The 23,598-nt window shown below is 64.9% G+C and carries 22 protein-coding genes; 14 read left to right on the top strand and 8 right to left on the bottom strand.

The annotated features are described in order from the left end of the window. Positions 1–74: 74 nt before the first annotated feature. Both ACO056_RS11045 and ACO056_RS11040 read right to left on the bottom strand, forming a co-directional pair. Positions 75–1,130 carry a fatty acid desaturase gene (locus ACO056_RS11045; protein ID WP_421846650.1) on the bottom strand — a complete coding sequence of 352 codons (1,056 nt, stop codon included), beginning with the start codon at positions 1,128–1,130 and terminating at the stop codon, positions 75–77. An 87-nt stretch (positions 1,131–1,217) separates the two neighbouring features. Further along, positions 1,218–2,087: a hypothetical protein gene (locus tag ACO056_RS11040; protein WP_421846648.1), complete on the bottom strand. Its 870-nt coding sequence runs from the start codon at positions 2,085–2,087 to the stop codon at positions 1,218–1,220. Positions 2,088–3,110: 1,023 nt separating this feature from the next. Here ACO056_RS11040 and ACO056_RS11035 point away from each other — a divergent pair. Next, the gene (locus ACO056_RS11035) at positions 3,111–4,370 is read left to right on the top strand and encodes an amidohydrolase family protein (RefSeq protein WP_421846646.1); all 1,260 of its coding nucleotides are present in this window, start codon (positions 3,111–3,113) and stop codon (positions 4,368–4,370) included. 155 nt (positions 4,371–4,525) lie between these two features. Here the strand turns inward: ACO056_RS11035 and ACO056_RS11030 are convergent, their stop codons facing one another. Next, positions 4,526–5,329 carry an acetoacetate decarboxylase family protein gene (locus ACO056_RS11030; protein WP_421846644.1) on the bottom strand — a complete coding sequence of 268 codons (804 nt, stop codon included), beginning with the start codon at positions 5,327–5,329 and terminating at the stop codon, positions 4,526–4,528. 130 nt (positions 5,330–5,459) lie between these two features. Between ACO056_RS11030 and ACO056_RS11025 the strand changes: the two genes are divergently transcribed. Beyond that, on the top strand, positions 5,460–6,359 hold the full coding sequence (locus ACO056_RS11025; RefSeq protein ID WP_421846642.1) for a fumarylacetoacetate hydrolase family protein: 900 nt from the start codon (positions 5,460–5,462) through the stop codon (positions 6,357–6,359). 42 nt (positions 6,360–6,401) lie between these two features. Next, positions 6,402–7,400, top strand: a complete 999-nt coding sequence (locus ACO056_RS11020) for an AraC family transcriptional regulator (RefSeq protein ID WP_421846640.1) — start codon at positions 6,402–6,404, stop codon at positions 7,398–7,400. Positions 7,401–7,796: 396 nt separating this feature from the next. Here the strand turns inward: ACO056_RS11020 and gabT are convergent, their stop codons facing one another. The 3 genes from gabT to ACO056_RS11005 are packed head-to-tail and all read right to left on the bottom strand — an operon-like array spanning position 7,797 to position 11,716. After that, complete coding sequence (gabT, locus tag ACO056_RS11015; RefSeq protein ID WP_421846638.1) at positions 7,797–9,104, bottom strand: 4-aminobutyrate--2-oxoglutarate transaminase; 1,308 nt, start codon at positions 9,102–9,104, stop codon at positions 7,797–7,799. Continuing rightward, positions 9,101–10,510, bottom strand: coding sequence for an NAD-dependent succinate-semialdehyde dehydrogenase (locus ACO056_RS11010; protein ID WP_421846636.1), 1,410 nt, complete (start codon positions 10,508–10,510; stop codon positions 9,101–9,103). Before ACO056_RS11010 ends, gabT begins: the two co-directional genes overlap by 4 nt. A gap of 24 nt (positions 10,511–10,534) precedes the next feature. Next, entirely contained in the window at positions 10,535–11,716 is a 1,182-nt protein-coding gene (locus ACO056_RS11005; RefSeq protein ID WP_421846634.1) for a hypothetical protein, read from the bottom strand. Positions 11,717–11,920: 204 nt separating this feature from the next. Here ACO056_RS11005 and qhpR point away from each other — a divergent pair, with 204 nt between their 5' ends. Next, positions 11,921–12,910, top strand: a complete 990-nt coding sequence (gene qhpR / locus ACO056_RS11000) for an AraC-like transcriptional regulator QhpR (RefSeq protein ID WP_421846632.1) — start codon at positions 11,921–11,923, stop codon at positions 12,908–12,910. A gap of 15 nt (positions 12,911–12,925) precedes the next feature. Further along, a complete protein-coding gene (locus tag ACO056_RS10995) occupies positions 12,926–13,759 on the top strand; it encodes a type 1 glutamine amidotransferase (RefSeq protein WP_421846630.1) in 834 nt (277 codons plus the stop codon). Positions 13,760–13,887: 128 nt separating this feature from the next. Here the strand turns inward: ACO056_RS10995 and ACO056_RS10990 are convergent, their stop codons facing one another. Beyond that, positions 13,888–14,742 carry a 3,4-dihydroxyphenylacetate 2,3-dioxygenase gene (locus ACO056_RS10990; protein WP_421846628.1) on the bottom strand — a complete coding sequence of 285 codons (855 nt, stop codon included), beginning with the start codon at positions 14,740–14,742 and terminating at the stop codon, positions 13,888–13,890. A gap of 153 nt (positions 14,743–14,895) precedes the next feature. Here ACO056_RS10990 and ACO056_RS10985 point away from each other — a divergent pair, with 153 nt between their 5' ends. The 3 genes from ACO056_RS10985 to ACO056_RS10975 are packed head-to-tail and all read left to right on the top strand — an operon-like array spanning position 14,896 to position 18,999. Continuing rightward, the gene (locus ACO056_RS10985; RefSeq protein WP_421846626.1) at positions 14,896–16,161 is read left to right on the top strand and encodes a cytochrome P450; all 1,266 of its coding nucleotides are present in this window, start codon (positions 14,896–14,898) and stop codon (positions 16,159–16,161) included. An 11-nt stretch (positions 16,162–16,172) separates the two neighbouring features. Then, on the top strand, positions 16,173–17,528 hold the full coding sequence (locus ACO056_RS10980) for a glutamine synthetase (RefSeq protein WP_421846624.1): 1,356 nt from the start codon (positions 16,173–16,175) through the stop codon (positions 17,526–17,528). A gap of 10 nt (positions 17,529–17,538) precedes the next feature. Further along, the gene (locus ACO056_RS10975) at positions 17,539–18,999 is read left to right on the top strand and encodes an aldehyde dehydrogenase family protein (protein ID WP_421846622.1); all 1,461 of its coding nucleotides are present in this window, start codon (positions 17,539–17,541) and stop codon (positions 18,997–18,999) included. Here ACO056_RS10975 and ACO056_RS10970 read toward each other — a convergent pair. Then, positions 18,996–19,646: a TetR/AcrR family transcriptional regulator gene (locus ACO056_RS10970; protein ID WP_421846620.1), complete on the bottom strand. Its 651-nt coding sequence runs from the start codon at positions 19,644–19,646 to the stop codon at positions 18,996–18,998. The two genes, ACO056_RS10975 and ACO056_RS10970, sit on opposite strands and share 4 nt — an antisense overlap. A 205-nt stretch (positions 19,647–19,851) precedes the next feature. On the opposite strand from ACO056_RS10970, the gene ACO056_RS10965 reads away from it, so the two are divergent. From ACO056_RS10965 to ACO056_RS10940, 6 genes are read left to right on the top strand one after another with little or no spacing between them, the layout of a single operon-like run. Beyond that, positions 19,852–20,985: an amine dehydrogenase large subunit gene (locus ACO056_RS10965; RefSeq protein WP_421846618.1), complete on the top strand. Its 1,134-nt coding sequence runs from the start codon at positions 19,852–19,854 to the stop codon at positions 20,983–20,985. Further along, on the top strand, positions 20,985–21,473 hold the full coding sequence (locus ACO056_RS10960) for a MauE/DoxX family redox-associated membrane protein (protein WP_421846616.1): 489 nt from the start codon (positions 20,985–20,987) through the stop codon (positions 21,471–21,473). Before ACO056_RS10965 ends, ACO056_RS10960 begins: the two co-directional genes overlap by 1 nt. Beyond that, the gene (locus tag ACO056_RS10955; protein ID WP_421846614.1) at positions 21,470–22,072 is read left to right on the top strand and encodes a methylamine dehydrogenase; all 603 of its coding nucleotides are present in this window, start codon (positions 21,470–21,472) and stop codon (positions 22,070–22,072) included. The genes ACO056_RS10960 and ACO056_RS10955 overlap by 4 nt, the downstream gene beginning before the upstream one ends. 3 nt (positions 22,073–22,075) lie before the next feature. Then, complete coding sequence (locus ACO056_RS10950) at positions 22,076–22,654, top strand: methylamine dehydrogenase light chain (protein WP_421846613.1); 579 nt, start codon at positions 22,076–22,078, stop codon at positions 22,652–22,654. After that, entirely contained in the window at positions 22,651–23,121 is a 471-nt protein-coding gene (locus ACO056_RS10945; protein ID WP_421846611.1) for a c-type cytochrome, read from the top strand. The genes ACO056_RS10950 and ACO056_RS10945 overlap by 4 nt, the downstream gene beginning before the upstream one ends. Further along, complete coding sequence (locus tag ACO056_RS10940; RefSeq protein WP_421846609.1) at positions 23,118–23,597, top strand: cytochrome C; 480 nt, start codon at positions 23,118–23,120, stop codon at positions 23,595–23,597. The genes ACO056_RS10945 and ACO056_RS10940 overlap by 4 nt, the downstream gene beginning before the upstream one ends. Position 23,598 lies beyond the last annotated feature (1 nt).

The raw sequence follows: 23,598 nt of genomic DNA, 5'->3' as shown, positions 1-23,598 counted from the left end.
GCGGACCATCAAACCCTTCGTCATTCCCGCGAAGGCGGGAACCCAGAGCCGCACGCACCGCGCCAGCCGATAAATCACCCGGTCCGCGACGCCTCGCGAAAGGAAACCATTTCCCGCCGGTTCTCATCCCACAAGGCCAGCCGCAGGGTCCCGCAAGCGTCCAGCGCAGTGAACCGGTTCAGCTCCCGCAGGCGCGGATGCTTCTCCAGCACTTCAGGCAACCGATAGAAGGGAATCTGGCTCGACAAATGGTGGACGTGGTGGATCCCGATATACCCGGTGAACCAGCCAAGAATGCGCGGCAATTCAAGGTATGAACTACCATGCAGCGCAGCCTCGTAGAACGACCAGTCTGCGCGCTGTTTCCAGTAGGCCTCCGGGAACTGGTGCTGCACATAGAACAGCCAGACGCCGAGCGAGGCCGCACTGAGCAGCACCGGAAAAAACACCAGCGCCGTCACGCCAAGGCCGAAGAAATAGAACGGCAGCGCCAGCAGCAGCGCCGTGACCAGATTGGTAGCCATCGCGCTCGCCCAGTAGATCCAGCCTTCCTTCATCAGGCCGATCGGCAACCGGTGACGCAGCAGGAAAAGATAGGCCGGGCCGAGCCCCAGCAGCACCAGCGGGTGGCGATAGAACCGATAGCCCAACCGCCCGAGCCACGTGCGCTGCCGGTACTCGCGCACCGTCAGCATATCCACATCGCCATATCCCCGCGCCTCGAGATTCCCGGTGCCCGCATGATGCATGGCGTGCGAACGCCGCCAGCAATCGTAAGGCGTCAAGGTGAGCACTCCCAGCGCCCGCCCGACCCAGTCGTTGCTCGCCCGCTTGCGCAAGAAGGCACCATGCCCGCAATCGTGCTGGATGATGAACAGTCGCAGTAGAAACAGCCCGGCGAGCGGGGTTGCCGCCAGCGCCAGCCAATACCCGGCATTTACCGCAACCGCGATCAGCGCAAACAGGGCGAGGAAGGGAATCAGCGTAATCGCCAATTCCCATCCGCTGCGCTCCGGGCGCGGATCGCGAAACGCCTGCATATCCCGCGCCAGTTGACGGGGATCGATCGGCGCAGACGCGGTGCTCTCAAGAGTGTCGATGGCGGGCTTCTGGAGTTCTATGACGGTCACGCAGATCAGCTAACGGCCTCCGCAGATTTTGTCACGCCGGTTGAAAAGTGCTCCACAGCCGGCAGCGATCAAACTCAGCGATTGCCCTTATTTCTTGACCACCGGCGTGATTTCCAGCGCCCCCGGCTCGACGATATTCACGCCCGAGAAGACGAACATCCCGCCGCGAAACTCGATCAGGCTGTTATCCTTGTAGCGACCCAGATCAAATCCCCGCCACTTCAAGGGCTTGCCCACGAACGGGAGCAAGCCGTTGGTGGCGACCTTGGCATCATCGTTGCGCGGAATGCGCTGTGAACGATCGAGCAGCATCACGTCCGTCGCGGTATCAAGCTCGGCCGTCAGCAGCTCCTTCAACCGGGCGCCATCATTTTCGGTCAGACTTGCCAGCGGCAGCGCCTTACCTTCGCAGCAGAAATACTTGATCGTCTTGCCCGAATCCGTGCCCGTCGCGACTTTCGTCTTCAGCACGATATAAGGGCGGACATCCTCGGTCTTCTTGACGAACGTGAGCACGACATACGGCGTCACCGTCATCGTGCTGCCACCCGGCTGAGGCGTGAGCGTGTAGGCCGTGCGGAACTTGTCGTCAGCCATCTTGGCATTGGTCATCTCGATGGCCTTGGCCCGGACGTCGAAGCGCAAGTCGTCCTCGACATTGCGGACCTTGCCCGTGCCGGTCTCGGTGTTGATCGAGCTCTGCACCAGCAGGCCGACGACGCCGAACAGCATCCCGATCCCGCCGCCGCCCTGATAGCCCGAGATCACGACGTTGCTGTCGGGAATCCGGTGGACGCCCATGGGCAGATCGCTCATCCCGTTCGCGCCCTTCTCCGAAAAGACGATAGCCGTCGGCCCTGCCGGAACGGCGCTCGCCGGCGCTGGAGGGGGAGTCGTTTGCGCCATCAACGCGGGCGCAGCCATGACCAATGCAAGAATGCCAATACGCTTCATCATTTCCCCCCTCAACCTCGGCTCGAGCTACCGCCCCCGGCGTTTGCTCGGCCATCTTATCGATTGGTAGACTAGCGAAGCAGGTAAAAACAACCTGTAAGCGATTGTGCACCGGGGAAGTTCGCGGGTTATCCTGTGCCATCGGCGATTTTTGCGGAGCGTTCGACCGCAAGGGCAAGCAGCCCTGCACGGCGGATGCAGTTCGGCGCAATGCGAACGCAGATCGATTGGCAGCTATCGGTCCTAACCCTTTGTCTCCGTTATGACCGGAATTGGTGGAAGGCGGTCATTCGCGTGCTACACTTGGCCGATGAAAACTCTCACCATTGCCAGCATGATCGCAGCTGCTGCCATAGGAAGCAGCCCGAATGCGCTCCCCAGCAAGATGCCCGGCGGTCAACAATACTTCGAGCAACGATGCCGCCCGCTTAGGACCGGATGGCGTCGGCAAGGATGTGAGTTCGGCGAGTTGGCAACTGTGAACCTACTTGAACTCCGGAAAGATCGCCTTTTCTGGAATGGCAATTTAATCAATGAGCAGACACTTCGCGATTACATAGGTCAGAGCCTTCGCTTAACGCCGTCGCCCGGTATCGCCCTTGTCGTTGACGCTGCTTCGTCAGCTGCCCGCGTGGCGACTATTCGACATCTGATCAATGTGCGCTTCGGCTGCCGTCTGGAAAAGGTTTGCGTCGAATACACAGCCTTCGAGTGGCAGCGATGGCGTTCACGGTTCAGACGAAATGTCCACTAATGGGGCGTCTCCGGAACGTCAGCTTTTGCGGCAAAACAGCGCAAAGCGGACCTCGCTCCCACGACCAAGGCCGCCAAGTATCCCCTTCCCCCACTGTCCTACTCGCCCCTGCTGCGATACAGTCCGCGCATGAGCCGAAACCGTCGCAAAACCGCCGCCCGCTTGGCCTGCCGCCCTGCCAGCACTTGCGCCGAAATCGGCCCCGCGAGTTTCTCCTCAGGACTGTGTCAACTGTGTCAACCTGACCTAAATTCAAAGCGAGTGCGCCGCCCATGAATGCTCTGATCAAAACGGCCCTCGCGGCTGTCCTCGCCCTCCCCGCAGTCGCCAACGCCGAACCGCAACGCACGCTCCTGCGCCCTGCGCAAGTGTTCGATGGCACCGATCCCGCGCCGCATCCCGGCTGGCAAGTGCTGGTGGAAGACACGCGGATCGCCGCGGTCGGTCCCAACCTCTCGCTCCCGCCTGGCACGCAGACCATCGACCTGCCCGGCCAGACTCTCATGCCCGGCATGATCGAAGGCCACGGCCACTTGTTCCTCCACCCCTACAACGAAACGCCGTGGGACGATCAGGTCCTCCACGAACCCCTCGCCTTGCGCACGATCCGCGCCGCCAGGCAGGCCGAAACGACCTTGCGCGCCGGGTTCACCACCGAGCGTGATCTCGGCACCGAGGGCGCAGGCTACGCCGATGTCGGCCTCAAGAAGGCCATCGACAGCGGCCTCACCCCCGGCCCCCGCCTCCTCGTCGCCACCCGCGCCATCGTTGCGCAGGGTGCCTATGGCCCCAAGGGCTTCGAGCCCGGCGTCAGCGTCCCGCAGGGGGCCGAGGAAGCGAGCGGCGTCGAAGGCATTGTCCGCGCGGTGCGGGGTCAGATCGCCGCCGGGGCCGATGTCGTGAAGCTCTATGCCGATTACCACTACCGCCCGGGCGAACCCAGCCTGCCCACCTTTTCCGAAGCCGAACTGACCGCCGCCACCGCCGCCGCGCACGATGCCGGGCGCACTGTCGCGGTCCACGCCGTCACGGCGGAGGGCATGCGCCGTGCCATCGCCGCCGGGGTCGATACGATCGAGCACGGCGATGAAGGGACTCCTGCGGTGTTCAAGGCCATGGCCGCCAAACACATCGCCTTTTGCCCGACACTCGCCGCCTCCGAAGCCATCGCGCGCTATCGCGGCTGGACCGATCCCGACCACCCGCCCGCCGGCGTCGCCGAAAGCCGCACCGCCTTCCGCGCCGCGCTCGCCGCCGGCGTGCCGATCTGCATGGGCGGCGATGTCGGTGTCTTCGCCCACGGCGAGAATGTGCGCGAGATCAACGCCATGGCCGCTGGCGGCATGACACCCGCCGCCGTCCTCGTCGCCGCTACATCGGGCAATGCGCAGGCCTTCCACCTGACGGATCGCGGCGCGGTCAAGTCCGGCCTTCTTGCTGACCTCATCGCTGTCGATGGTGACCCGACCCGCGACCTGTCAGCGCTCACCCATGTGAAGCTGGTGATGAAAGGAGGCGTAGTGGTCCGCTAAAACCCGCTCCGCTCAATCTCCTACCCCGTCCATGCTGAGCTTGTCGAAGCACTGTCCTTGTTCTTGCGGCGCAGCGCTGCCTCGAAAGAAAGAACAATCCTTCGACAAGCTCAGGACAGACGGGGTTAGAAGGCAGGCTGGTCGTATCCCGCGGCTCAAACCAGATTATTCCGCGCCAGCGTCGTCCCCGCGCGCCATGAAACGCCGACTTCGTGCCAGTACCCGGCGATCTTCTCCTGCGGCGCGATATCAAGCAGTTCCTCAACCGGAGAATCGAAGTACGTGAGGTCGAAATCACCCTTGAAGCAGCGCCCGAAGTCGACATCGTAGCTCGACATGGTGACCACCTCGTCAAGGCTCTGCGTCCCGTCGGTTTCGATGGCAGGCATCCAGCGGTTATGGACCATCGGCAGGCCGTTGACGAAGCCGGGTTTTTCGGCGGTTTCGGTGATCGTGAAGCGGCCTTCGGCAAGCCGCCGGTCGAACGCTGCCAGCGTCACGCCGAAGGTTCCACCGGGCTCAAGCCGCGGCCCTGCCTTGCCGACGTTGACCGGGCGGCTCATCTGGATCGAGCCGAGCTTCTTCGGGTACCCCTGATGCTGCCCGCGCAGCATCGCGAATTCCTTGTCCACCCAGATGTAGACGCAGCGCGACCACGTCTTGCCCTGGAACTGGCAGCGCACCACGATGAACATTTCCTTGTACTGCACCCGCACCGGATCAAGGATCTGCGCCGGATCGTCGCTCGTCGATTGCCAGTCCGCCCAGATCGCCGCGACAGCGCCGGGGTCTTCGTCGGCCAGGGTGAAGCCTTCGGGCAGCAGCGCGGCGACCTTCTCCGGGTCGGTGCGGTATTCGAGCGTGATGAGCTCGCCCGAATAGTGCCACGGCACGGGCGGCACGATGCTCGCCTTGCCGCTCGGTGTGCGCGGATAGAACAGGCCCTTCAGGTTGCTCATGGATACCTCATCTCGATGTCTCGCCATCCGCTTCTAGCGCCCATCCCCTCGCAAGCTTGGCCGCAGCGGCCAATGCCTGTGGCGCACGGCCCCGCTAAGGCATAGCATATCTGGAAACGAGGGCCCCGAGATGAGCAAGCCGATGACCACCGAATACCGCCGCATCCTGCTCGATGGCTACCCCATCCTCACCACCCGCCACGGCGATGAGCTCGTGACGAAGGACGGCCGCAGCATCGGTGTCGATGAAGCCGTGCACCTCGCGCCCTGCAATCCCAGCAAGATCATCTGCGTGCACCTCAACTACGCGAGCCGGGTCAAGGAGTTCATCACCAAACTCCCGCCCGCGCCCACCTATTTCCAGAAGCCGCTGACCGCGCTTAACACCCACAAGGGCGCAATCGTCCGGCCCGAACGCTGCAAGTATCTCAATTACGAAGGCGAGATCGCCATCGTCATCGGCCGGACCTGCCGCAACGTCTCGCCCGATGAGGCGGCGGACTACATCCTCGGCTACTCGGTCGCCAACGACTACGGGCTCCATGATTTCCGCGATACCGATGCGGGCTCGATGCTGCGCGTGAAAGGTTCGGACACGCTGTGCCCGATCGGCCCGGGCCTCGTCACGGGCTGGGATTTCCGGAACAAGCAGATCCGCACCATCGTCAACGGCGAAGTGAAGCAGGACGGCAATACCAGCGAGATGGAGTGGGACATGCACTACCTCGTCGCCGATATTGCCCGCACGATCACGCTGGAGCCGGGCGATGTGCTGCTTTCAGGTACGCCCGCCAACAGCCGCCCGGTGCAGCCGGGTGATGTGGTCGAAGTCGAAGTCGAAGGCCTCGGCAAGCTCACCAACACCATCGTCCACGGCCCCACCCCGATCCGCGACGATTGCGGTGCGCAGCCGACCGAATCCGAGGAAGTGATCTCCACCGCAATGGGCGGTGACTGGGAATTCCGCGGCAAGCGCGCTGCCGGAGGCCAGGGCGCAGCATTCTATGAATCCGCGCTTGAGACGAAGTAACCACGCCTTGCCTGCACGGGCGCGGCTGATAGGCTAGGCCGCATGGCCGAGCCTCAGATCGCCGCGCAGTTCCTGCGCCATGTTGCCAATTGTGTCGAGCTGACCGGCCATCCGGCGTCAGGGCTGCTGACGCGCATCGGCGTGACACGCGAGGTGCTGGAAGATCCGGACGGGCTGATCCCGCTCGCCAACTTCGTCTCGTTCTTCGAGGACGCAGCGGAGCTGGTGCGCAATCCGCACTTCGGGCTTCATGCGGGGCGGCTCTCAGGATCGGACAGCCTCGGCCCGCTGAGCTTCCTGTTCCTCAGCGCGCCCGATCTGCGCACCGCGTTCACCAGCTTCACCCGCCACCTTGCAACCATGCAGCAGGCGAGCCGGAACCAGTTCACCGACGAAGGCCGCTGGGCGACGTTCTCTTACGGCGTACTCGACCCAACGCTCACCCGGCGGCGGCAGGATGCGGAATACTCGATCGGCGCCATGTTCAGCCTCGCCCGGCAGTTCACCGGCGGCGAGATCGAGTTCCGCGAGGTGCGCTTCGAACACGAACGCATCGGCGATTATGCCCGCTACCGCGACTTCTTCGGCTGCGACGTATTCTTCGAGCAGGACTGCAACGCCATCTCGATGGACGGCCGCTACCTCGATCTGCGTGGCCGGGTGCTCAGCCCCAGCCTCCACCCGATCCTCGAGGAACATCTCCGGCGGCTCGCCGGGCGCGGCACGGACTTGTCGTTGGCAGGACAGGTCCGGGTGATGATCGAGCAGGCCCCGCTCGACATGCCGCCAGACCTTGCCGAGGCTGCGCGCAGGCTCGGCTTATCCGTACCCACCCTGCACCGCCGGCTGACTGCCGAGGGCACAGGTTGGCGCAGGCTGGTCGACGAGCACCGCATGGAAGCGGCGGCGCGCCTGCTCCGCACCAGCCGCCGCAACGTCAGCGCCATCGCGCTCGACGTCGGGTTTGCGGAAAGCGCGAGCTTTACCCGCGCCTTCGCCCGGCATTTCGGGGTCTCGCCCGGGCGTTACCGCAAGGGTTGAGGCTCACACTTAAGGAACCTCGTCATTCCCGCGAAGGTGGGAATCCAGAGCCGTAAACACCGCGCAAGCCGCTCTGGACCCCCGCTTTCGCGGGGGTGACGAGGGAATAGGACCAGAGCACTTTCCGACCAATCTGGTTCACCGTGATTGCGTCAGGAAGCTTCTCGGCAAGGAGCGCCGCGCAGTGCGGGCTGGTAGCCCGTGCCAGCGGCGCGACGCTGCCATAGAGACATTTGGCCGAGAGGCTTCCTGACGCAACCCCGAAGGGGCGGGCCGCTTTTGGCCCATCGCAGCGTCTCTCGTCGGTCACTATAGGCAAGCATAGCTCCCTCCTCGATCCTCGCGCTGGGCCGAAATCGGCTCCGTCACGGTGAACCAGATTGGTCGGAAAGTGCTCTAACCGGCAACCCGCCGCATCAGGCCGGTCAGCCGTTCCATCGCCTCGGCCAGCAGATCATCCGGCATGGTCAGCGCCGGGAGGAAGCGCACGACATTGCCGCGCATGCCGCAGGAAAGCAGCAGCAGCCCGTCCTTCGCGCCTTCCTGCACGATGGCCTTGGTGAGTTCGGGGTTCGGACGGTCCGGATCGCCGTCGTGGACCAGTTCCATCGCGACCATCGCGCCGGGCCCGCGCACATCGCCGATCGTGCGCATGCCGCCCTGCTGCAGCGCGCGCAGCGTGCCCTTGATCGTGTTGCCGATGGTCACCGCGCGTTCGCAGAGGTTGTCCTCGGCGATGATCTTGAGCACCTCGAGGCCCGCGACACAGCCTAGCGGCGAGCCGCCATAAGTGCCGCCAAGGCCGCCCGCATCGGGCGCGTCCATGATTTCGGCCTTGCCCATCACGCCCGAGATCGGGAAGCCGCCGGCCATGGCTTTGGCGATGGTCATGATATCAGGCGTGACGCCGGTCGCTTCGCGCACCCAGTCCATCGCGAAAAGGCGCCCCGTGCGCGCGAAGCCCGACTGGACCTCGTCAGCGATCAACAGGATCCCGTGCTTGTCGCAAATGTCGCGCAGCGCGCGGAAGAAGGCATATGACGCGGTGTAGAACCCGCCCTCGCCCAGCACCGGTTCGAGCACGATGGCCGCGACCGCCGAGGGTTCGATGGTCGAGGCGAACAGGGCCTCCAGCGCCGCGACGGCCTGCTTCTCGTCAAAGCCATGATAGGGGATCGGGAAGCGCGTGTGGAACACATCGCCCGGCAGCGGGCCGAAGCCGGCCTTGTAGGGGAGCACCTTGCCAGTCATCGCCAGTGTCAGCAGCGTGCGGCCATGATAGCCGCCCTGGAACGTCACCACGCCGCGCCGCCCGGTTGCCATGCGCGCGATCTTGACCGCGTTTTCCAGCGCTTCCGCCCCGGTCGTCAGGAAGATCGTCTTGACCGGGCCCTCGATGGGGGCGGCGGCATTCAGCTGCTCGGCAAGCGCGATGTAGCTTTCGTAGGGCGTCACCTGGAACGAGCAGTGCGAGAACTGATCGAGCTGGCGCTTCACCGCATCGACGATGCGCGGATCGGAATGGCCGGTGTTGCACACCGCAATGCCAGTCGCGAAATCGATGTAGCGGTTGCCCTCCGCGTCAAACGCTTCGGCATTCACGCCGCGTTCGAAGAAACGCGAATGGATCGAGGCGACCCCGCGCGGCACGGCGGCTTCGCGGCGAGCCATGAGGTCCGCGTTGTTGGTCATTGGGCTGGTCATCGGCCAATTCCTCCCATGAGGCAGTATTTGAGTTCGAGATATTCATCGAGGCCGTGGCGCGAGCCTTCGCGGCCAAGACCGGATTGCTTGATCCCGCCGAACGGCGCGACTTCGGTCGACAGGATGCCGTCATTCACCCCGACCATGCCGTATTCCAGCGCCTCCATCACGCGCCAGACACGGCCCAGATCGCGCGCATAGAAATAGGCGGCAAGGCCGTAGGGCGTGTCGTTGGCGAGGCGCACGGCCTCGTCTTCCTCGGTGAAGCGGATCAGCGGGACGACGGGGCCGAAGATTTCGGAGGTCGCAATCGCCATGTCACTGTGCACGCCGCCAAGTACGGTCGGCTCGAAGAAGCCTGGGCCGACGTTCGAGCGGTTGCCGCCCATCAGCGCGGTTGCCCCGCCGGCGAGCGCATCGCGCACCAGCGCATCCACTTTCTCCACCGCGGCGCCGTTGATCAGCGGGCCGACTGTGGTGCCGGGGGTAGCGCCATCGCCCACCACGAGCGATGCAACCTTTGCGCGCACGCGCTCGACGAACGCATCGTAGACGCCGTCCTGCACCAGCACGCGGTTGGCGCAGACGCAGGTCTGCCCGGCGTTGCGGAACTTGGAAGCCATCAGGCCATCGGCGGCCGCATCGAGATCGGCATCGTCGAACACGATGAAGGGGGCATTGCCGCCCAGTTCGAGGCTGAGGCGGGTGACGTTTTCGGCTGCCTGCGCCATCAGGATCTTGCCGACGCGGGTCGAGCCGGTGAAGCTCAGCTTGCGCACTTTGGGGTGGCGGCAGAACAGGCTGCCGACGCCTGCAGGATCGTTCGAGGGCGTGACGCGGAACAAGTCCGCCGGCACCCCGGCCTCACGTGCCAGCGTTTCCAGCGCGAGGGCGGACAGCGGCGTCGCTTCGGCGGGCTTGACGACAATCGAGCACCCCGCGGCGAGCGCGGGCCCCACCTTGCGCGTGATCATCGCAATCGGGAAGTTCCACGGCGTTATCGCGGCGCAAGTTCCCACCGGCTGCTTGATCGTGAGGACGCGCTTGCCTGCCGCGAAAGTCGGCACCGTTTCACCGTAGGCACGCTTGGCTTCTTCGGCGAACCACTCGATGAACGAGGCGCCATAGGCCACTTCGCCGCGCGCTTCGGACAGCGGCTTGCCGCATTCGGCGGTGATCAGGGCGGCAAGTTCCTCCTGCCGCTCCATGATGAGGGCGTACCAGCGGCGCAGCACAGCAGCGCGGGCCTTGGCGGTTTCAGCAGCCCAGGCAGGGCGCGCGGCATCGGCGGCATCGATGATCGCAGTGATCTCGGCCGGCGCATAGTCGCGCACCGTCGCGATCAAGGCGCCGGTGGCAGGGTTGTGGACAGCGAGGCCGGTGCCTTCTGGCACGGTTTCAAACACGCATGAGCTCCTCTTGAAACACAATCAGGTTGGCAGCGCCGATAGCGCCTGATGCTTGCGGATGGGAACCAGCAACAGCGCATAGCTCACGATGAACAGCGCCACGCAGAGCAGCTCCGCCGAGCGGTATCCGCTGCCATCGAGCAGCTGGCCCGCAATCAGCGGTCCGCCGCCGAGACCGATCATCTGCATCATGATCGCGAAGGACATCATCCGCCCGCTCTCATCGAAATCGCAAACGCGGCCAAGGATGAACGGCAGCACGAAATTCCACAGCACATTGAAGCCGCAGACGCCGATGACGAACAGAGTCAGGCTCGGCTTCCCGATGAGGAGGGCGATGCTTGCCGCGCCCGCGAGGATGCCGAAAGCAATGGCGCCATTGCGGCTGACATGGCCTGCAAGAAACACCGAGGCGAGCGCACCGCCCACAGCCAGCATCTGCGAGAGGAACAGCGCATCCGCCACCGATTGTTCGGTAATCCCCGCGCCAATGCCGACGAGAAACAGCACGGCCCAGGCGATCCCTTGCGCAATGTTGTAGGCGAGCACCCCGGCAAGCGCGACCACCAGCAGCGGGGTCGCCAGCTGGCGCGCCTCCGGATTGACCATTTCCTCAGGCGAGTAGGCGTGCGGCAGGAACGGCAGGGTGCACAGCGAGGCCAGCGTAAGGACCGCAAATCCGATGAACATGGCATCGAGGCCGTGCCCTTCCAAAAACGCAGGAAGATACCACAGCCCGAACGCGCCGTACGTCAGCAGCAGGGTGAGATAGAGCGCGAGATTGCGTTCGGCGCGGATCGTCACGCCGACGAAAGTGAAGCTGATCGAGGTGATCGTCCCCTCCCCCAGCCCGGCGACGAAGCGCGCGAGTTCGAACCGTCCGCCAAGCGGCGCGGCAAGCGAAGCGAGATCGCCCGCTGCCGCGATGAGGAGACCGCCCGCGACGACCCAGCGCCAGTTGATCCGCGTGCCCCACACCGCCATGAAGATCGTCGCCAGCGCGACGCCGAGCATTTCGACGCCGGCCAGATTGACCGCAGTAGCCTCGTCCACCCGCAGCTGGGTGACATAGCCTTGCACCACGCCCGGCTGGATGATGAACGAAAGCACGCCGATCGTGCCCAGGATCACCGCGCAGAGGATCGCCGGCCAGCCATTGACATCGATGTCGCGCCGCGCGGACGTTGCTGTCGGTTTCTGCACTCATGTCTCCCCGTTTATCCCTGCTGCCCTTGCATGGCAGGGCCGCGCCCGCTTGGCAGGATCGGACATTCCGGCCCCCGCGTCCATGCCCCCGCTCACGACTTTTTTGATCAAGTTTTGATGATTTGGATCAATATCTGTGGCAGGCGAATCGCTTAGCCTCGCACCATAAGACTACGTCCACGCGTGGCCCGGGGAGACAGCATGGCACCAGCGACCGTACGCGCCGCCGCAATGAACGGCTGGGAGAGCTTTCTGGAAGATCGCGCCGCCGCGCCGGTGCTCGGCGATGGGCCGCCGCCTGACTCGATGCCGCTCGCGGAGTTCGTGCGCTTCTCGGAAGATGTCGTCGCCCGGACCCGCGATGTGGCGATCCCGTGGCTGGCCGGAGGCAACTATGATCTTGCCGCGCTTGGGCCACTGGGCGATGCGATCAATTCGGCGGGGCGCGTCGGCTCGGCGCTGCGGCGGCTGGTGGACTACTTCTCGCTGCTGCAGGATTGCACCGATATCCGGCTCGGCCTTGAGGACGACATGGCCTCGGTCAGCTACCGCATCCTCGATCCCGATATCTGGCCGCGCCACCACGATGCCATGTTCACGCTGGGCATCGTCAGCCAGATCCTGAAGCGTGGGACGCGTGGAGGCTGGGACAAGATCGAATTCGCGTTCGAGGCGGAGAGCCACGAAATGCGCGGCGATATCGGCAAGGTCGTCTGCGCGCCTTGCACCTTCGGCGCGGATGCCAACCAGATCCGCTTCCCCGCCGCCTTGCTCGATCTAGCGCTTCCGGCGCAGGCCAATCCCCATTTGGCCGATGTCCGCCTGCTCACCCGCTCGATCGTCACAAAGCGGCGCGAGACCCCGCTGGTCGACCGGCTCAGCCAGATGGTGCTGCGCGATCTCAATACCCAGGCCATCGAGCAGGAGCGCTTTGCGCGCGAGATGGGCATGTCGAGCCGCACCTTGCGCCGCAAGCTCACCGAGCAGGGCAGCTCGTTCCAGCAGGTGCTCGATGAATGCCGCATGCGGCAGGCGGTGTTCGAATTCCGCGTGCGCCCCGATTTGTCGATCGCCCAGATCGCGCTAAGGCTGGGCTATGCCGAGCACAGCAACTTCACCCGCGCCTTTCACCGCTGGAGCGGCGTTTCGCCGCAGGCTTTCCGCGCCAAGCTGGCCGGCACCGCGCACTGATTTTCAGGACCTGACATGACCCGACTGCTGCTGCTCGAAGGCAACACCGCGCCCAAGCGTGCCCGCGCCCATGAACTCGGCGTGCGCACTTCGAGCGAGATCTACATCGAGGCGATTGCCGCGCATTACCCCGATATCGCACTCGACGTGCTGAATGGCGCCGATGCGGGCGAGACGATCCCCAGCGGGCGGACCTGGGCAGATTACGCGGGCTTTGTCGTCACCGGCTCGGCGCTCCATGCCTATGATGACGATTTTGCCGTGACCAACCAGATCGCCTTGCTGGTCGAGGCCGCAGAGGCGGGCCTGCCGATCTTTGGTTCGTGCTGGGGCCTGCAGATCGCGGCAGTCGCGGCGGGCGGCGAAGTCGCTTTCAATCCCAAGGGCCGCGAAGTGGGTTTTGCGCGCAAGATCCTGCTGAACGAGGCTGGCCGCGCGCACCCGATGTTCAAGGGCAAGGCGCCGGTGTTCGATGCGCCCTGCATCCACTACGACGAAGTGATCCGCCTGCCGCAAAGCGCGACGCTGCTGGCTTCCAATGCCCACAGCGAAATCCAGGCGGCCGTAATTCCGCTGGGGAACAGCGAAGTCTGGGCGGTGCAATATCACCCCGAGTTCGATCTGGGGCAGCTCGTGCAGCTTTATACGCTTTATGCCGAGGACATGGTCGCGCAGGGTTTCTTTGCCGATCTGCCAGAGCTGGTGGCCTACCGCGATAAACTCTCGGCGCTGGCGGCCGATCCGGGCGACGCCGGCCTCGCTTGGCAGCTGGGCGTGGACGAGGATGTGCTGGAAGACCGCACCCGGCGCGCGGAGATCCTCGCGTGGATCGAGGCGAAGGTCCTTTAGCAAAAGGCAAAGCTCCGGCTCCTCCGTTCGTCATCCCTACGAAGGCGGGAATTCAGAGCCTTAAACGCCGCGCTTGCCGCTCTGGATTCCCGCCTTCGCGGGAATGACGAAGGGGTGGGTTTCGGACCTCACATATCAAACCACACGTGAACCTGGCTGGTGCCGGTCGCGTTTTCGTAGTCCGAGAACTGCCGCCCCTTGGCCCTCCAGTCGTGCCCGCCGCATGCCGCAGCCATCATCAGGTAGTGGCCGAAGCGCGCTTCGGGGGCGTGGCGCAAATAGTCCGGCATCGTGTCGATGACTGCGGCGTGGTTGCCATCGGCAAACCAGCGCAAGCGTTCGAGGTCGGCCTCGCGGGCTTCGGGTGAGGAAATGTGGATGGGATCGGAGGCTTCATGCGCCGCGATCTGATCGAAGGGCCAGAAGCGGTGGCTCATCGATCCGCTGGCGATCAGCACGACGCGCTTGTCCGATTCGCGGATTGCCTGACCGATCCCTGCCCCCACGCCGAGAAAATTGTGCGGCTCGGCCGAATAGGCGTGGCTGACCGAAATCCACTGTTCGTCGCCCTGCAGGAAGGTCGCAAGGTTCACGGTGGGATAGTGGATCGGCAAGTGCGGATCGTCGATCGCATTGGTGCGCACGCCGTGCTCCGTGGCGCGCTCGGCCATCGCAAAGGCAAGTTCCGGGCAGCCGGGGATATCATAGGGAATCTGGCGCATACCGCGCGGCAATTCGTCTGACGTGAAGTGCCCGGTGCGGCGGGCCTGCGCAGCAATGCAGAATTCCACGATGGTGAACCAGTGCGTGTCGAACAGCACGATCACATCGGGTTTCAGCACATCGAGCACTTCGCTCTTGAGCCGCCGCAGCCCCGGTACGAGGCTGATTTCCTTGCCCTCGTTGAGTTCGTAGCGATCCGCCTCGGACATCATGATGGTCGGCGCATGTGCGACCAGACCGGCTCCGATGATTTCACCCATGCTGCGGCTCCCTATGCTGCGGTACGCCGCCTCAATAGGCCCGCCGCGCGCCGACAAGAAGGCCTGCAGCATGGTGGGCCCTCACTCTGTCCGGTTATGCCAAGTCCCTGCCCGGCCAGTGGGACTAGCACGGCAATCGAACTGGAGGTTCCCATGCCCTTTGCCTTTTCGCGTCAGGCCGATCCCAACGTCGATCTGTCCTCGCTTGATGCCTTCAACGACGGTGCCCCGTTCGAGACCTTTGCACGCATGCGCCGCGAAGCGCCGATGGCGTGGAACGAAATGGCAAGCGGCGAGAAAGGCTTCTGGTCGGTGACGCGGCACGCCGATCTGCTCGAGCTCAACCGGCAGGCCGATCTCCTCTCCTCTGCGCGCGGCATTCGCATGGAAGACCAGACCATGGAGGAAGTCGAGGCGCGCAAGACCTTTCAGGAAACCGATGCGCCCCACCACCGGGGCTTTCGCGCGCTGGTTTCCAAGGCCTTCGCCAAGGGCACCGTCGCGCAATTCGAGGACCAGATCCGCGCCATCGTGACCGATCTCCTCGATGTTGGGCTGGAGGAAGGTGAGTTTGACGCGGTGGACCGCATCGCGCGGCGCCTCCCCATGCAGATGCTCGCGCAAATCATGGGCGTGCCGCAGGAAGATGGGCCGTGGCTCGTCGAGAAGGGCGATGCGCTGATTTCCAACGCGGACCCGGACTACACCGATTTCGTTGTCGATCAGCTGGATAGCGATGCTTACCGCATGCTCCCCTTCCGCTCGCCCGCCGCGGTGGACCTGTTCGATTATGCCAACAAGCTGCTCGACCGGATGGATGCGGGCGAGCAGATCGGTGTGCTCAATCTGGTGCGCGAGCCCACCAACAGCGGTGCGCAGATGTCGCGTGACGAGTTCCGCAATTTCTTCTGCCTGCTGGTCGCGGCGGGGAACGACACCACGCGCTATTCGATTTCGGCGACGATCCACGCGCTGGCGAACGATCCCGCACTGCTGAAGCGCCTGCAAACCGGCGACTTTCACAGCTGGGAAGGCGCGGCGGACGAAATGATCCGCTATGCCTCGCCGACCACCCATTTCCGCCGCACCGCGATGCGCGACTTCACCTTTCACGGGCAACAGGTGCGCGAAGGTGACAAAGTGCTGCTGTGGTTCATTTCGGGCAACCGCGATGAAACCGCGATCCCCGATCCCTACCGCATCGACCTTGGCCGGGAGCGCAATCCGTTCCTCTCGTTCGGCCAGGGCGGCCCGCATATCTGCCTCGGCATGTGGCTGGCAAAGCTCGAGGTTGCCATCGTCATGCAGGAACTGGCCAAGCGGCTCACCGGCATCGAGCAGATCAGCGACCACGCCTTTTTGCGCAGCAACTTCATTCACGGCATAAAGCATCTGCCGGTACGCGTCAGCGCGCGCTGAAGGGGAGAGAGATGAACCGCCTGTCTAAAATCGAACAGCCTAAAATCGAACAGTCCAAGATCGAACCGGGTCTGGTGCGCGCCGAAGGTTTCGAGCGCTGCCGAATTCTTTTCGCCGACCAGCTCAATCTGGCGCGTGGCAAATATGTGCCGATGAGCGAGGCGGCCAAGGGCCACGCGCGCATGTGTGTCGGCACGTTTGCAGTGACGTATGACAAGGCCCTTGTCGCAGCGCCCGGCGGCGGGCTGCTGACCGGCCTGCCCGACATGGAAGTGACCTTCGATCCCGCCGACTTGCGGCCCTCGTGGGAGCCGAACACGCAGATCGCGCTCGGCGCGCTGCGCTTTCAGGGCGAACCCTTCGCGCTCTGTGGCCGCTCGGCGCTGGCCCGGGCGATCGAGGCCTGGCGCGCGCGCGGGCTTGACCCGATGGTCGGCATCGAGATGGAAGCCTATGTCTTCCAGCGCGGTGCGGACGGCAGCTGGGTGCCGTATGACACCCCGGGCGCTTTCGTCTACGGCACCGGTCCCTTCGCTGATCCGGCTGGCCTGATCGAGGAAGTCTGGGCGATGGCGGCGGCCTGCGGCATCCCCATCGAATCCATCAACGCCGAATATGACGCGCCGCAGTTCGAGCTCACCTTGCGCTATGCGGATGCGATGAAGGCGGCGGACGATGCGTTCCTGTTCCGCCAGATGGCGCGGGAAGTGCTCTACAAGCGCGGCTACCTGCTTTCGTTCCTGCCCAAGCCCTTTGCCGAAAAGAGCGGCAGCGGGCTTCACTTCAACCTGAGCTTCACCCAGGGCGACGGCAGCAACGCGTTTGCAAACGATGTGGCGAGCGGCACGCTGTCAGACACCATGAAGGGCGCCATCGCCGGGATGTTGCGCCATCATGAGGCGCTCTCCGCGATCATGGCGCCGCTCACCCAGAGCTATGCGCGGCTCCAGCCAGCCAGCCTTTCGGGCTATTGGGCCAACTGGGGCATCGACCACCGCAGCGTGACCGTGCGCGTCTCGGCCGAAACCGGCCCCGCCGCGCGCATCGAGCACCGCCTCGCCGATTGCGCCGCAAGCCCGTATTTCGCGATGGCGGCGCTGCTGCAAGCAGGCTTGCTCGGCCTCGAAAACGGCTACGAACTGCCGCCTGAGGAAGTGAACGACGGGCTGGAGACGATCAACACCGATCGCCACACACCCCACGATCTGGGCACCGCACTCGATGCGCTGGAGGCCGATACCGTGCTCTCCGGCGCGATCGGGCAAGTGCTGATCGACAATTTCATCGCGATCAAGCGCGAGGAAGTGCGCATTCTCGAAGGCAAGTCGGCCGAGGAACAGCTCGCCTACTACCTTCATTACATCTGACGGAAACCCCATGCGCGACCGGATCGATATCGACGGTGCTTCCGTCTCGCCCGACCATTTCATCGGCGGCAAGCGGGTCAGCTCGCCTGAAACCTTCGAGACGCGCTGCCCGTTCGACTGGGAGCGCAAGCTGGCCGACATCGCACGCGGCGATGCGCAGACGGCAGCTCTGGCAGCAGAAGCCGCCAGCGCGGCATTTCCGGCCTGGGCGGCGCTGACGGCAGCCGAGCGGGGCGCCTATCTCCACCGGCTGGCGGACCTGATCGAGGCCAATGTCGAAAAGCTCGCGCGCGTAGAATGCCTCGACATGGGCATGCTGCTCGAAAGCCTGCGCCTGCGCGTGATCCTGCGCGGTGCGGCCAATTTCCGGAATTACGCCGATCTCGCCACGGCACACGAGGAGCGCGTCTGGTCCTCGCGCGGGACACTCAACCGCGTGATCCGCATGCCGGCAGGTCCGGCGCTGATCATCACGCCGTGGAACGCACCGTTCATGCTTTCCACGTGGAAGTGCGCACCGGCGCTGGCAGCGGGCAACACGGTCATCCTCAAGCCCGCCGACTGGTCGCCGCTGTCTGCCTCGGTACTGGCGGACCTGATCGCGGAGGCGGGCTTCCCGGCGGGCGTGTTCAACATCGTGCAGGGCCTTGGCGCGGAGCTTGGCAATGCGCTCACCTCCGATCCCCGGATCAAGCGCATCAGCTTCACCGGCTCGGTGCCCACCGCGCGCGTGATCGGCAAGGCGGCGGCGGAAAACATCGTGCCCTTCACCGCCGAACTGGGCGGCAAATCGCCGCTCCTCGTATTCGCCGACGCCGATCTCGATGCGGCGGCGAAGAAGGCGGCGGGGCAGTTCGACGACAGCGGACAAGTCTGCATGGCTGGCACGCGGATCATCGTCGAAGAGAGCGTGAAGGACGCCTTCCTCGCGAAGTTCCATGCCTATACCGATGCGCATGTCATGGGTGACAGCCGCGATCCGGCCACCACGATGTCGGCGCTGATCCATCCAGTGCATGCGGAGCGCGTGCTCGGCTTCATCGACCGCGCGCGGGCGGCGGGCGATACTATCGTGCGCGGCGGCAAGCGGTGGAAGGAAGGCGCAAACTGGATCGAGCCGACGCTGATCGTTCCGAAGGACAACCACAGCGAAGTCGTCCAGAACGAAGTCTTCGGCCCGGTCCTCACGTTCCAGACGTTCAGGGACGAAGCCGAAGGCGTCATGCTCGCCAATTCGACCGCCTTTGGCCTTTCCGGCATTGTCTACACCGGCAGCGAGGAACGCGCCCAGCGTGTCGGCCGGGCGGTTCGCGGCGGGACGGTGTGGGTCAACACGTTTCTGGTGCGCGATCTCACCGCGCCGTTCGGCGGCATCGGCATATCGGGCATCGGGCGCGAGGGCGGCGATTATGCGCTCGATTTCCACTCGGATCTCAAGACGCTGCAGATTCTGGAAGGCAGTGTCGCCTAACCCGGATCGAAGCTGCGCACGATGTCGATGAACGAGCGGACCGCGATCTGCTCCACTGCCGGCATCCGCTGCGCAAACGGCATCTGGTACCCGGCGAACACGGTGAGGCCTTCCATCGAGGCGGAAATGAACAGCCCAAGGTCCAGACGCGCCGCTTCCGGCAGATCGGGGCGCATTTCGGCGATGATTTCAACCAGCGGTGCGCGGGCGCGGTCGTAGAGTTCGTGGACGCGTTCGTAGACAAAGGCATCGTGGTTCGAGAGCGCCCAGAGCTCGGGAAACAGCCGCGTCGTCTTCTTGCTGCCGATGTCCTCGATGATGAGGCTGCACAGCCGCGTGAGACGTTCCTCCGGCGAGAGGCCGGGCGCATGGACAATCGCGGCGAATTCGACCTCGTAGCTGCTGATCACCGCATTTAGCAGTTCGCGCACGAGATCCTCGCGCGTGGGGTAATGGTAGGTCAGGTTGCCAAGTCGCATGCCGCAAGCCGCCGCAATCCGGCGCATCGACATGGCGCGGTAGCCTTCCTCGATGAGGATATGCAGCGCGGTGCGCAGGATCAGCTCGCGGGTTTCATAGCCCTTCGCGTAGCCACCATCGCGATCGGGCATGAGCAGGTCGGTGACCAGCTTCGGGATACCGTCCATGTCTCTCTCCGGTTTGGTCTGGCGCCGTGCCGATTACCTAGCGCAGGTTGAATTTATGTCCAACGTCCAATTTAGGACAGTTGACAATTTTATGCCGATTGGGTCAGTTCCCGGAAGGGAAAGCGGGGTCCGCCCGTTTTGAAAGGGGAATAGAATGCGACCGATCGCGCCCGTTTTCGCATCTGCTGCTTTTTGCCTATCCGCATTGCTGGCTTCGCCGGCCGCCGCAGCCGAGAACCGCTTCCCGCAGCCGCTGGCAGAAGAAAGCCTGCCGAGCGTTGCGAAGTTGCCCGCTGTCTGGCCGCAGAGCTGGGTGACGGTGCACGATTTCCATTTCAATGCGATCGTGGATGGCCGCGTCGCGGTGGTGGACACGGCCGATCCGGTGCAGCCGCTCAAAGGCCTTGTCCGCGCGTCACAGTTCGCCAACCTGCTCATCGCGAAGGATAAGGGCGAGCTGTATACCGCAGAGACGTTCTACCCCCGCCTTACCCGCGGTGAGCGCACCGATGCGATCACCGTGTGGGACATGGCGACGCTCCAGCCCAAGGGCGAGATCGTGCTGCCCGGCGGCAAGCGCCAGCAATCGGTGACATATCCGCACCTGTTCCAGTTCACCAATGGCGGCAAGTGGGCGCTGGTCGCCAACTTCACGCCTGCGCAGTCGGTGACCGTCGTCGATCTTGCCGCGCGCAAGGTGCTGGGTGAGATCGACCTCCCCGGCTGCTCGCAGATCTACCCGACGGGCGAGCGCGGCTTCACCAGCCTGTGCGCCGATGGCTCGCTGTTCAGCGTGGCGCTGGATGCAAATGGCGCGGCGGCCTCGTCGAAGTCAGTCGCCCACGTGCAGAATATCGACAACCAGGCCCTGTTCAGCACCCCCGCCATGGTCGGCACAACCGCGTGGTTCGTCAGCTTCCACGGGATGATCCAGGGCTTCGATCTCTCGGGCACCGTGGCAAAGCCGATCCCCGGCACCTTCAGCGTGGGCACGGCCGAGGGCGGATCACCCGAATGGCGCCCCGGCGGCTGGCAGGTCATCAATGCCGACGCTTCGGGCAAGCTCTATGTGCTGATGAGCCCCTACGGCAAGGAAGGCAGCCACAAGGACGGCGGGACCGAAGTCTGGGTTGTCGATCCTGCCAAGAAGGCGCGCACCTTGCGCATTCCGCTCAAGGGCCAGACGCTCGCCATCGCGGTGACGAAGGAAAGCACGCCGCATCTGGTGGCGGCGCAGGCAAACGGCACAATCGACATCTTTGATGCGGCGACCGGTGCCTTCGTGCGGACGCTGGGCGCCACGGTCGCGGCCAATCCGATCCTGATCCAGGTGCCCTGATGGCGGCATTGGTCCTGTTCTGCGCCGCGCTGCTGGCCGCCTCTGCGCTGCACAAGGCGCTCTCGCGCGAGCGGCTGACGGAGGCATCGGCACGGCTGGCAGGTGTCGGGCCAGTTCCGGCGCAGCTGCTGCTGATCCTTGCCGGGACGCTCGAACTGGTGGCCGCTGCGTGCCTCCTGGCAGCGCCGGTCCGCGTACTTGGCGGCGTGATTGCGGCGCTGGTGTGGGGGACCTACGCGCTTGCCCTAGCCCGCCGCCGCGGCGAGACGCTCGATTGCGGCTGTGATCTTGCCGCCCGCAGCAAGCCGGTCTCCACCGCGCTGGTGCTGCGCGCCGCTGGCCTTGCCGTCCTCGCCGGGATCGTCGCGCTGCTGCCCGATGCCCCCTTCTCGCTCGATGCGCCGTTCGCGGCGGCCGGGCTCATCGCTCTTTACCTTGGGGCCAGCGAACTTCTCGCGATCCCCGCACCGTACTGGAAAACCGCATGATGCTGACAAGCCAGATCCTGCTGTGGACGGCCGTGATCGCCCAGGCCCTGCTGATCGCCGCACTCGCGCGGCAAGTCGGCGTGCTGCATGAACGGATCGCCCCCGCCGGCGCGCTGACCCTGCACCAGAAAGTCGCGCTCGGCGAAAAGGCCACGCCGATGACGCTGGCCGACATGAACGGCGTCGGTGTCGCCATCGGCGGCCAACGCGATGGGCGCAGCCAATTGCTGTTCTTTGCCTCACCGGATTGCCCGATGTGCAAGTCATTGCTGCCCATCGTGCGCAGCGCCGCGCGCGCTGAAGCCGGCTGGCTCGATATCGTGGTGGCGGGTGACGGCGGCAAGCCCGGCTATCTCGCAATGGTTCGCGATCACGGGCTCGACGCGATGCCGGTCGTCCTTTCCGAAGCGCTCGGCCGCGCTTTCGGCGTCTCCAAGCTGCCCTATGCCGTACTGCTCGACGAGGAAGGCCGCGTGGCCTCGCTCGGCCTCGTCAACAGCCGTGAACATCTCGAAAGCCTCTTCGAGGCCAAGGAGCGGGGCGTCGCCTCGATCCAGGAATTTCTCGCCCGCCGCCAAGCTACTCATCAGGAGGCCTGATCCATGGCGCGTTTCGACAAGCTGACCGAAAACCTTGCGCGCGGGATTGCCCGGGGAACCTCGCGCCGCTCGCTGCTAGCCTGGCTGGGTGCCGGGATGACCGGCGCCGCCTCGATCCCGCTGCTGCCGGTGGCCCGCGCGGCCACGCCGCCCGCGCCCGAAGCACCACATGGGCCGCACGGCGCAGGCGCAGCCCGGCCCGCGATCATCTCGGGGCTGGAACAGGATCCGGGCGACCGTTCGAGCTGCGATTACTGGCGCTACTGTGCCATCGACGGGTTCCTGTGCTCGTGCTGCGGCGGCTCGGTCAACACGTGCCCGCCGGGGACCGAGATGTCGCCGATCACCTGGATCGGCACCTGCACCAACCCGGCTGACGGCCGCGCCTACGTCATCAGCTACAACGACTGCTGCGGTACGTCCTCGTGCGGACAGTGCCTGTGCAACCGCAACGAGGGCGACCGCCCGCAGGTCCGTCCGCAGTCCAACAACGACTACAACTGGTGCCTGGGCTCGGAGAGCTCGGTCTACAACTGCTCGGTGGCTGCGGTCATCGGCGTAGCATTGCCGGCGGCGAAGTGAGGCGCGCGGCTCTTGCAGTCGCGGCGAGCGCCGGGGCGGTTCTTGTCGGCCTGACGCTCCCCGTCCACGCGGCCCCTGATGGCGCGGCGATCTACGCCCGTTGCGCCGCCTGCCACACCAAGACCGGTGCCGGCGTCCCGGGGGTATTTCCGCCGCTGGGCGAGGACTTCCGCGTGATGGCCTCGAGTGAGGCGGGGCGCCGCTATCTCGCGCTGGTCGTCACGCGCGGCGTGAGCGGCCCGATCAAGGTCGGCGGCAAGCCCTTCGCCGGGGTGATGCCCGCGCAGGCAACGCTTGATGACGCTTCGGTGGCCGCCGTGCTCAACCACGTCGGGACCGAAATCACCAAGACAGGGCCCGCCTTCAAGCCCTTCGCCGAAGCGGAAGTCGCCGGCATCCGGGCAGGCGGTGCGGCACTTTCCGCGCAGGACGTCGGCAAGCTCCACGCCAGCGCGGGCGGCCAATGAAGCCCGGCCGCCTTGCCCTTCTCGCCGTGCTTCCGCTCGGCCTCGGGTTGGCGGCAGGCGCGGCAGTCCGGGCGGATGAGGCGGCCATTCCCGGCGTGCGCGATGCCTATCAGGCGCGCACCGATTACCAGCTCAAGTGTCAGGGCTGCCACCGACCGGACGGCAGCGGTGACGATAATTCCAACCCGCCGATGCGCGGCATTGTCGCGCGCTTTCTGACAGTACCCGGCGGGCGGGAGTTCATCGGCCGCGTTCCGGGCGTGGCAACTGTCGATCTGCCCGACGACCGCCTCGCCAATCTCGTCAACTGGACCATCTTCCGGTTCGATCCGGCACATGTGCCGCAGAATTTCCAGCCCTACACGGCCGAGGAAATCGGGCGCCTGCGCCAAAACCCGCTCCGCCTGGAACGCGCCGCCATGAGAGCGCGTCTGGTGGCCGGTTTTGCCAAGACGCAAGAGCGTCAATCACAATAAG

This window comes from Novosphingobium sp., assembly GCF_965228995.1.
Lineage (GTDB): Bacteria > Pseudomonadota > Alphaproteobacteria > Sphingomonadales > Sphingomonadaceae > Novosphingobium.
The sequence above is the reverse complement of the archived record's forward strand: the minus strand, read 5'-3'. Positions and strand labels throughout refer to the sequence as shown.